This window comes from Hymenobacter sp. B1770 (assembly GCF_049896385.1).
In the GTDB taxonomy this organism is placed as follows: domain Bacteria; phylum Bacteroidota; class Bacteroidia; order Cytophagales; family Hymenobacteraceae; genus Hymenobacter.
This window is the reverse complement of sequence record NZ_JAFCUF010000012.1, coordinates 122,474-131,349: the sequence shown is the minus strand read 5'-3', so window position 1 is coordinate 131,349 and position 8,876 is coordinate 122,474. Positions and strand designations below refer to the sequence as shown.

General features: G+C 58.7%; 8 protein-coding genes. 5 read left to right on the top strand and 3 right to left on the bottom strand.

Features of this window, described 5'->3' with window-relative positions; genetic code table 11:
- A partial coding sequence (locus tag ACP7AJ_RS19375; protein ID WP_426061854.1) for a transposase occupies nt 1–1,200 on the top strand: 1,200 nt, incomplete at its 5' end.
- A 235-nt stretch (nt 1,201–1,435) separates the two neighbouring features.
- Here the strand turns inward: ACP7AJ_RS19375 and ACP7AJ_RS19370 are convergent.
- The 3 genes from ACP7AJ_RS19370 to ACP7AJ_RS19360 all read right to left on the bottom strand — a co-directional run bounded on the left by ACP7AJ_RS19370 (nt 1,436) and on the right by ACP7AJ_RS19360 (nt 3,362).
- Complete coding sequence (locus ACP7AJ_RS19370) at nt 1,436–1,609, bottom strand: hypothetical protein (protein WP_426061853.1); 174 nt, start codon at nt 1,607–1,609, stop codon at nt 1,436–1,438.
- Nucleotides 1,610–1,618: 9 nt separating this feature from the next.
- A complete protein-coding gene (locus tag ACP7AJ_RS19365; RefSeq protein WP_426061852.1) occupies nt 1,619–1,801 on the bottom strand; it encodes a hypothetical protein in 183 nt (60 codons plus the stop codon).
- A 796-nt stretch (nt 1,802–2,597) separates the two neighbouring features.
- Entirely contained in the window at nt 2,598–3,362 is a 765-nt protein-coding gene (locus tag ACP7AJ_RS19360; protein ID WP_426061851.1) for a LytR/AlgR family response regulator transcription factor, read from the bottom strand.
- Between the two features lie 445 nt (nt 3,363–3,807).
- Here ACP7AJ_RS19360 and ACP7AJ_RS19355 point away from each other — a divergent pair, with 445 nt between their 5' ends.
- The 4 genes from ACP7AJ_RS19355 to ACP7AJ_RS19340 all read left to right on the top strand — a co-directional run bounded on the left by ACP7AJ_RS19355 (nt 3,808) and on the right by ACP7AJ_RS19340 (nt 8,845).
- Nucleotides 3,808–4,635, top strand: a complete 828-nt coding sequence (locus ACP7AJ_RS19355; protein WP_426061850.1) for a type 1 glutamine amidotransferase domain-containing protein — start codon at nt 3,808–3,810, stop codon at nt 4,633–4,635.
- Complete coding sequence (locus ACP7AJ_RS19350) at nt 4,625–6,331, top strand: thiamine pyrophosphate-binding protein (protein WP_426061849.1); 1,707 nt, start codon at nt 4,625–4,627, stop codon at nt 6,329–6,331. The genes ACP7AJ_RS19355 and ACP7AJ_RS19350 overlap by 11 nt, the downstream gene beginning before the upstream one ends.
- Before the next feature lie 54 nt (nt 6,332–6,385).
- Nucleotides 6,386–7,903 carry a GMC family oxidoreductase gene (locus tag ACP7AJ_RS19345; protein ID WP_426061848.1) on the top strand — a complete coding sequence of 506 codons (1,518 nt, stop codon included), beginning with the start codon at nt 6,386–6,388 and terminating at the stop codon, nt 7,901–7,903.
- A 66-nt stretch (nt 7,904–7,969) separates the two neighbouring features.
- Complete coding sequence (locus tag ACP7AJ_RS19340; RefSeq protein WP_426061847.1) at nt 7,970–8,845, top strand: ester cyclase; 876 nt, start codon at nt 7,970–7,972, stop codon at nt 8,843–8,845.
- Nucleotides 8,846–8,876 lie beyond the last annotated feature (31 nt).

Here is an 8,876-nt window from a genome sequence, read left to right as displayed (position 1 = left end):
GGCCTGGTGGCCGGCGAGCGGCAGGCCGTCGACTCGGCCCCGGTCAAGGCCAACGCGGCGCTGGAATCGGTGCTGGAAAAGCAGCCCGCCGGGCCGACAGGGCCGCGTTTGGCCACGGACGAGCCGGCGGCCGAGGCCCTGGCCGCGCCGGTGGTGACGGCCCCCGCGCACCAGCTGCGCAACCTGGCCGCCCACCAGGCCCGGCTCGTCGCCCACTCCAGTGTGCCGGGCGCCCAGCACCCCAAAGCGCGGCTGCTCAGCAACAAGACCCATTACAGCCCCGCCGACCCCGACGCGCGCATCTCGGTAAAACCCGGCAAGGCCCGGGCCCTGAATTACCTCTGCAGCCTCGCAGTCGATACGGCCAAGGGCGTCATCAGCCACGTGCAGGCCGATTTTGCCGACAGCCGGGACAGCTTGCACCTGCCCCGGCTGCTCACCGGGCTGCAACGGCGCTTGCGGTCCCACGAACTGCGCTTGCGCGAGCTGCTGGCGGACGCTGGCTACGCCAACGGTGCCAACTACGCCCTGCTCGAAGCCCAGCACATCCTGGCGTGGATACCCGTTTTTGGTAAGTACAAGCCCGACCTCGACGGCTTCGCCTACGATGCACGCACCGATGCTTTTACCTGTGCCGAAGGCAAAACGCTCCCTTTCCAGAAGTACGACACGAACCAAGACGGGGGCTGGCACAAAATCTATTGGGCAGCCTGCCGCGACTGCCAACAGTGCCCGCGCAAGCCCACGTGTGCCCCACGTGCCCGGCGCAAACAGATTAACCGCACGATTTACGACGCGGCCTACCGCCGGGCCTGGCTCCGCCAACAGAGCCGGCGGGGCCAGCGCTTGCGCCGGGTCCGCCAAGGCACGGTCGAACCCGTGTTCGGCAACCTGATTCACCACTACGGCCTGCGCCGGCTCAACGTGCGCGGCTACGCGGGCGCCCACAAAACCATGCTGCTCACGGCCGTCGCCTACAATCTCAAAAAGCTACTCAAGTACCGCCCCCAGCGGCAAGTGAGCGCTGCTATGGTGCTCTCGAGGCCGCTTCTGGCGGCCAATAGGCGTGCTGGGCGGCGAAATAGGTACCTCAAGCGCCTACTTGGGCACTCGCGAAGCGGCTACCCCAAAATGGAACACCCTAACTCGTGTTCTGCAACAGCACCGTGGCTGTTGCAGAACTCCTCTCAGAACGCGTAAAGGGTGAAGTGCGTTGGGTCAACATGCTAGAAAGCCCCTGGGACGGCCTTTATTTTCGCTCCCTCGCGCGTCGAACTGGTGCTGAACACGAAGCCGGGAGTTCTGCAACAGCCACCACCGTTTAAGTGAACACTCGAAGGGCAGAGGATTTCATTGAGCGGTTGTTTACCACCCGTCAATAGCGCTACGCTGTAATAGCCGCGATAAACTGCTGCGGCTGGTCGACGTACACGCCTCAGCGGCGAGCGGTCCGCGCAATGCCGTAGGGCCCGCTCACCATGACGGATTGCGCGAACGTGAGCAGTACATTGGGCGCTGTAAAGAGCAGCTTCTTCAGGTTGAGCAGGTCCCCGGCGGGCGCTGGGTGGTCGCGTAGGGGCTCGCTCGCCACCAACTCCCCCAAGGGCACCTGCAGGTGCTATGCAAAGCCCACGCGCAGGTGCAGCGCGTCGGCGGTGACCAGCACGGGCCGCAACTGCACCGCGTGCGCATGCGCTAGTAACAGGAGGAGCGTGTAGCCCTCACAAACCGAAAGCCAACCCGCGACCCGGGCGCTCCACAGGCTCACGAGCAGGTGCACGACCGCCGTTTTCACGACCAACACCCCCCCAGCATGCTGGCAAACACCGTAAACCCCGAGTCGCGGTGGGTGCTAAACGCAGCGGCCGCCCGCGGTACTTCCGGCGGGGCCCACCCGCCGAGCAGCGCATAGCGGAACATCTCCACTTCCCCGACCAGCAAGGCGCCGGCGGGCCCAGGGACTGTTGCAGGGCGAGTCGTGCACAGTGCCAAAAGTGCGGCTGCTGCCGATGCGCGGCCTGGTAGCTATGTACGAGCCGCCGGGATTTGGCCAGCAGGAGCAGCAAGGCGAGGCCTTCCAGCAAAGCGGGCAAGAAGGATAGGGCCTGCAGGGGGGCCTGGTGGGTAACGGGCAGCAGCCCATAGGCCAGCGCTAGGCTGGCCCCTGCCACGGCGGCCAAGCTGCTGAGTGGGAGCCGATAGCGCCGCAGGACCAGCCCGTAAAACAGAACGGGGATGCAAACGAGCAGGTCAAAGGTGACGGCATACGGCAGCGGCGGGCGGACGTCGTGACCGTATGCTCCACGCCAATCAGGAGCAGCGCCAGCGCCGAAACCAGAGCACCGGCCGAAAACGATCGAGGGAGTGGGGAACAGTCATGGGTGGGCCGCTGAGGGAAGCAGGCCCGAATGTACCGCTCCCGGAAAGCTTTAACCGTACAGACTGCCCCAAAATCCTCCAGACTACAAAGCTTGTTACCCGGAATGGGCGCGAGTTTATGGCACCACCCAATTCTCTCCTGTTCTACTCGACCACCTCAACATCCTACATCTATACCCCTTGTCTAAACTACCTCATAGCTATGCCGAGTTGCCGAACTAGGATGCTTGAAAATGTCGCATGAAATCAGCCTTGTACTGACGTCCAAGGGGCACTGATATACCATGTGCAATGGACTCGGAATCATTAAAAGACGTGACGTGCAACAGGTTTACGGCAAACGAGCGGTGTACTCTCACTAATGAAGGGTAGCGTAGTTGCTCTAGAATTGCAGCTAACGACAATCGCAGCGAATAGCGTGGGCCGGCCGTCACTACAATGGTTGAGTTATTATCGGCTTCTAGCACTACAATGTCACCCAAGCCCAGCCGCACAAACTGATGGTTGTGCTTCAAGTATATGTATTCGCCGCGGCGCAGTATGACTTCGCGGGCTTCACTGGTACTGCGAGTGCTGGGTGTACTAGCAAGGGTAGGGTGGGGTTGACGTGCCACCGCCATGGCTGCCCGTAAGCTGTCTACACTCACAGGTTTGGTGATGTAAGCAGCCGGCGTCGTATCTACGACACTCATAAGCGTATCGAGGTTGGTCATTCCCGTGAGGTAAACCAGCGGCATAGGATGCTGGACTTGTAACTGACGGGCCGTTTCAATTCCATCCCAAGGACCTTGCAAGCTTACATCGCAGAGCATGGTGTCGACCTGTTGATGAAGCATTACCGATAAAGCCTCGAATCCACTCGCTACCGGGCCGACTACTGTATGACCTTCAGCCTCCAGCATTTCAGTCAGGCTGAGGGCTAACGTAGCTTCTTCTTTATTTAGTATGACAAGCACGCGGTGATTCGTAGAAGTCATTGCCATATTAACATAAAAAGAGCGTGAGTGTCGGGCAAATGTAATCTAATGATGTGCTTTTTGCGTCTATTACTTCCCAAAGAATCAGTATAATTTTCGGCAGTCGAACAAATCTCCACTTGGTTCCTACTGTCCACAACCTTTTCCTGGTAGTTTGCAACTGTTTTAAGGTTGTCTACAACTTTTCGTAGTTAGGGCTGACACCGTTCAGCATATTTGACCATCGCCGCTTTAATGGCGGTTAGCGCACTCCTTTTTTTTCTGATAAACACTGATTTTCAACACAATCCAATTGTGGTGGGCTGTGCTTGCTATTGCCTTTTGAAAAGAGGATTTTTTGGCGCTATTAGCTTCAGCAACAGATTTTGGCGGCATTACTTTCGCTATTATCCAGTTGAAGGCCAATTAATTACTTTTTGATTGAATAATTCTCCTCAATAATCTACGTTTCATGTCAAAAAAAATTCTGGCCATCCTGTCCGAATACGGATATTGGGGCATAGAACTGGTAGCTCCGCTCACCAAGCTGGAAGAAGCCGGCTACACGGTCGAGTTCATGACGCCCCACGGCAAAAAGGCCGAGGCCCTGCCGCCAAGCTATGACACCACCTACGTAGACCCGCCCCTGGGTACCTGCGTGACCACCCCGCAGGCCGCCGAAATGGTGCAGGCCTTCGAGGCCACCAATCGACTGGAGAAAAGCCGCAATATGTCGACTGATGTGCCGGAACGGCCCTATTTCTCGACGTCCAACTTTCTGCGAGAGTTCGAGAAGTATTTCGCTGACCTCAAAACGGCCCAAGATGGCCTGACCGAAGAATACGCCGGCCTGTTGCTCGTTGGTGGCAGCGGCCCCATCATTGACATGGTCAATAACCAGCGGGTGCACGACATCATCCTCGGGTTCTACAAGAAAGACATGCCCATCGGGGCCATCTGCTACGGCGTGGCGCCGCTGGTATTTGCCCGCGACTTCAACGAGCGCCGCTCCATCATCAAGGGCAAGCACGTTACCGGCCACTGCATCGAGTATGATTACCACGACGGTACCGGCTTTCTGCACACCGACCTCAATATGGGTCCGCCCCCGTACGTGCTCGAGTACATTTTGGCCGATGCCGTAGGCTCTGAGGGCCAGTACCATGGCAATTTTGGTAAAGAAACGTCGGTTATAGTTGACTACCCGTTCATCACGGCCCGGTCGCTGCAATGCTCGTTTGAATTTGGTGACCAGTTCGTGGCTGTACTAGACAACGGCGTGAAGCGCTATGGCTGGTAAGACAGGGAATCAGAAAGTTATCGAGCAGTTCCTGGCCGATGGTTTGGACCACATGTTCGGGAATCCGGGTACAGTAGAACAGGGTTTCCTGGATGCTGTGGCCGAATACCCGGCCATGAAATACATCCTCACGCTGCAGGAAAGCGTCGCTGTGCTCATGGCCGATGGCTATGCCCGGGCCACACAGAAGCCCGCGCTGGTGCAGCTACACAGCTCGCCGGGCATCGGCAACGCCGTGGGGGCCCTGTACCAAGCCAAGCGGGGCCACGCGCCGCTGGTCGTTATCGGCTCCGATGCCGGCATCCGCTACGCGAACATGGACGCGCAGATGGCCAACGACCTGGTAGCCATGATGGCCCCGGTGACGAAGTTTTCTACGGTGGTGCAGTCGCCGCAGTCGCTGCTGCGCACCTTGCGCCGGGCCATTAAAATCGCGACTACGCCCCCCATGGGCCCGGTATACGTGTGCCTGCCGATGGACGTGCTCGATGAGCCCAATGATGAGCTGGTGCATCCTACCTCTTTGCCTTCTACCCGCGTGCTGCCAGCAGCGTCGCTTATTGAGGAGGCTGCCGATATGCTACTGGCGGCTAATAAGCCCATAATGTTTATCGGCGATGGCGTGGCGTATTCGGGTGCCACGCAGGAAGCCCAGCGCGTGGCCGAGCTACTAGGTGCTGAGGTATACGGCGTTGATTTTGGCGATGTAATATTTGACACCACCCACCCGCTCTATCAAGGCACCACAGGCCATATGTTTGGCGCTTACAGCCGGCCCATCACCCAGAAAGGCGATGTGAACCTAATTGTGGGCACTTACATGCTGCCTGAGGTTTTTCCGGAACTAGGCACGATTTACGCCGAGGGTGCTAAGGTTATTCACTTCGACCTGAATGCCTACGAAATTGCCAAAAACCACCCAGTAGACCTCGGCGTTGTGAGCGACCCAAAACTGTCGCTGGCCGCGCTGGCTGATGCGCTGGAAGCCCGCCGCCCGGCTGGCCAACAGCAACGCAGCGACGAACGCACGGCCGAAATCAAAGCCAGCAAAGACAAGCGCGAAGCAACCGAGCGCACTGCCGACGAGCAGCAGCGCGGCAAAAGCCCGCTGCATATGTCACAGTTTGCCGAGGTGCTGGCCCAGAAGCTTTCGAGCGACGCCATCATATTTGACGAAGGGCTGACCAGCTCACCGGGGCTGACGCGTTACCTACCCGCCACACGGCCCGGTCATTATTTCGTGACCCGCGGCGGCTCGCTGGGCATTGGCTTTCCGGGCGCTATCGGTGCTAAACTGGCCAATCCCGAAAAGCCTGTAATCGGCTTTTCCGGCGACGGCGGCAGCATGTATACCATTCAGGCACTGTGGTCAGCGGTGCGGCACGACGTGGGCGCCAAGTTCGTGGTATGCAACAATGGTTCCTACAAGCTGCTGCAGCTCAACATCGACGTGTACTGGCAGGAGCGGGGCATAGAGGCGCATAAGCACCCGCTTTCCTTCGACTTGTCCTATCCTGCCATTCAGTTTGCGGCCTTGGCCCAGGCCATGGGCGTGGATGCGGTGCGCGTAGAAACCGAGGCGGAAATCCTGCCCGCCATTGAACGCATGCTGGCCGACGACAAGCCTTTCTTGATTGACCTGGTACTGGAAGGCAACCACCATTCCGACTGGGTGAAAACCAACTGCTCGCAGTAGCTCCCGGGATCGGCCTGGCTTTCTTTCGTTTGCTTTTCCTGCTTAAAAAAGTTTATGTCAGCTACTTGTCATTACGTTATCATCGGGGCTGGTGCTTCGGGTAGTGTCGTCGCCAACCGCCTCAGTGCCAATCCGGACTATCGGGTGGTGCTGCTCGAAGCCGGGGAGTGGGACTACGAGCCCGACGTTACCAATCCCGGTGGCTTCGTGGAGCTGTGGGGGTCACGCGTCGACTGGGCTCTGCCCACCACCGCGCAGGCTGCCTTGGCTGGGCGCGAACTGACCATTAACCAGGGCAAGGTAGTGGGGGGTAGCACCTGCATCAATGCCATGATGTACGTGCGTGGCAACCCGGCTAACTTCGACCAGTGGGAGGCCCAGGGCGCTGAGGGGTGGGGCTATACCGACGTGCTACCTTATTTTAAGAAAATCGAAACCTACGAAGGCGGCGAGTCGGCTTACCACGGCTCCCACGGCGAAGTATCGGTGCGCGACTGCCCCGACGATGTGATGCGCTCGGAAGAGTTTCTGCAGGGTGCGGTGGAAATGGGTTACGACGGCCCGCGCTGGGACTATAATGGTGAGCGCCAGGAAAACGGCGCAGGCCTCCTACAGTTTCACATCACGCCCGATGGACAGCGCGACAGCGGGGCTCTGGCCTTTCTACAACCCGTACAGGAACGTCCCAACTTAGAAATCATTACTGGTGCGCAGGTAACGCGCATTGTGATAGAAAATGGCCGGGCCATAGGCGTAGAGTATCAGACAAACGGCGAGTCTATTTACTTGGCTGTTGAGAAAGAAGTGGTGCTGAGCGCTGGAGCCCTGCATTCGCCGCAGGTGCTGCTGCTGTCCGGCATCGGGCCAGCGGCACACCTCACGGAGATGGGCATTCCGGTACAGGCCGACCTGCCCGGAGTGGGGCAGAACCTGCAGGACCATGTGCAGCTACCCGTCATTTTCCGCAGTCTCGGCGACCGGCCCATGACGACCTTACTTACTGGAAACGTGCTGTTTGTGAAAACCCGCGACGATGCACCGGCGCCGGACTTGCAACTGAACTTTACACCCAGCATTCCTGCGCCGCTGGCGCCTCATTTGCCCGACTTTGGTGGGCCGGTGTGCATTTTCCTGCCCATTCTGGTGCAGCCCCGTAGCTTGGGCGAAGTGAAACTACGCACGGTTAATCCACTGGACAACCCGGTGGTTAACCCCAACTACTTGAGCGACCCGGCCGACCTGGAGGTATTTCACAAAGCCCTCGATATCATCCGCAAGCTCAGCCAGACAGCTGCTTTTCTCCCACTCAACGGCGGCGAGCTTGCCCCCGGGCCCGGCGACCCCGAGGGCTTTATCCGCTCCCAGGCCTCGACGCTGTGGCATCCGGCCGGCACTTGCCGCATGGGCAAAGACGACCACGCCGTGGTAGACTCACGCCTCCGTGTGCATGGCATTGCCGGCCTGCGCGTAGCCGACGCCTCGGTGATGCCCACTGTGACGAGCGGCAACACCGTGGCCGCCTGCTTTATGATTGGCGAGCGAGCAGCTGAAATGCTGCTGGCTGATGCCTAGCCAAGCTGCTTTTTTTCTGTCTTCTTTCATTTGGATTTCACCATTCACAGACCTCATTGTACTCTCATGGCTGCCAGTAATCCCAATAAAGCCTTAGCCCGCCGCTACTTCCACGAAATCATGAACCAGGGCAATGCCGCCGTGGCACATGAAATACTGTCGCCAGAATTCGTATTTACCCTGCCCACTCACCCCGAGCCATTCAAAGGGCCCGACGGGTTTATTGGGCTGGTGCAGATGCTGCACGGGGCTTTCCCGGACTTCTACATCGACCCGCAGGACATGGTGGCCAGCGGCGACTGGGTAGCTACGCGCTGGCTGGGGGGCGGCACCCACACCGGGGGTCCACTGCTAACAGTGAAAGGCAACCTAGAGGCTACGGGCCAGTTTTTCCAGATTGATGGCATGACTTGGCACACCATAAAGGATGGTAAAATTGTCGAATCAATCGGGCACGAAGACACCTTAGGGCTAATGATGCAGCTTGGGGTGATTCCCGTACCGGAGGCTCCGGCACCGGAAACCACTGCCGCCCAGAACGAAGCACTAGTTGGCCGTTACTTCCAGGATATTATGAGCGAGGGCAAGCTGGAGGTTATTGAGGAAATCCTCGACCCGACGTTTGCCTTCATCATCCCCACCCAGCCTGAGCCTATTGTGGGCTATGAAGCCTTCCGCGGCTTTGTCCAGTACCTGCGCAACGCTTTCCCCGACATTAAGTTCACCTCCCTGCGCCAGATGGCAGAGGGGAATAAGGTGGCCAGCCGCTGGTCTATCGAGGGCACGCACAAGGGCGAATTCCTGGGCGCCCCGGCTACCGGCAACCACATTAAGGACTTCGGCATCGACATTTTCACCATCCGCCACGGCAAGATTGTATCAGTGCACGTGAACGAAAACGATTTCGGTCTGATGCAGCAGTTGGGTGTCATCCCGGCGTAGCCTACCGAACACGTGCCTGTTAGTTGCAAGG

Coding starts and splice junctions, on each gene's coding strand:
- ACP7AJ_RS19360 (WP_426061851.1), bottom strand. CDS start 3,362: ATGGCAATGACTTCTACGAATCACCGCGTGCTTGTCATACTAAATAAA.
- ACP7AJ_RS19355 (WP_426061850.1), top strand. CDS start 3,808: ATGTCAAAAAAAATTCTGGCCATCCTGTCCGAATACGGATATTGGGGC.
- ACP7AJ_RS19350 (WP_426061849.1), top strand. CDS start 4,625: ATGGCTGGTAAGACAGGGAATCAGAAAGTTATCGAGCAGTTCCTGGCC.
- ACP7AJ_RS19345 (WP_426061848.1), top strand. CDS start 6,386: ATGTCAGCTACTTGTCATTACGTTATCATCGGGGCTGGTGCTTCGGGT.
- ACP7AJ_RS19340 (WP_426061847.1), top strand. CDS start 7,970: ATGGCTGCCAGTAATCCCAATAAAGCCTTAGCCCGCCGCTACTTCCAC.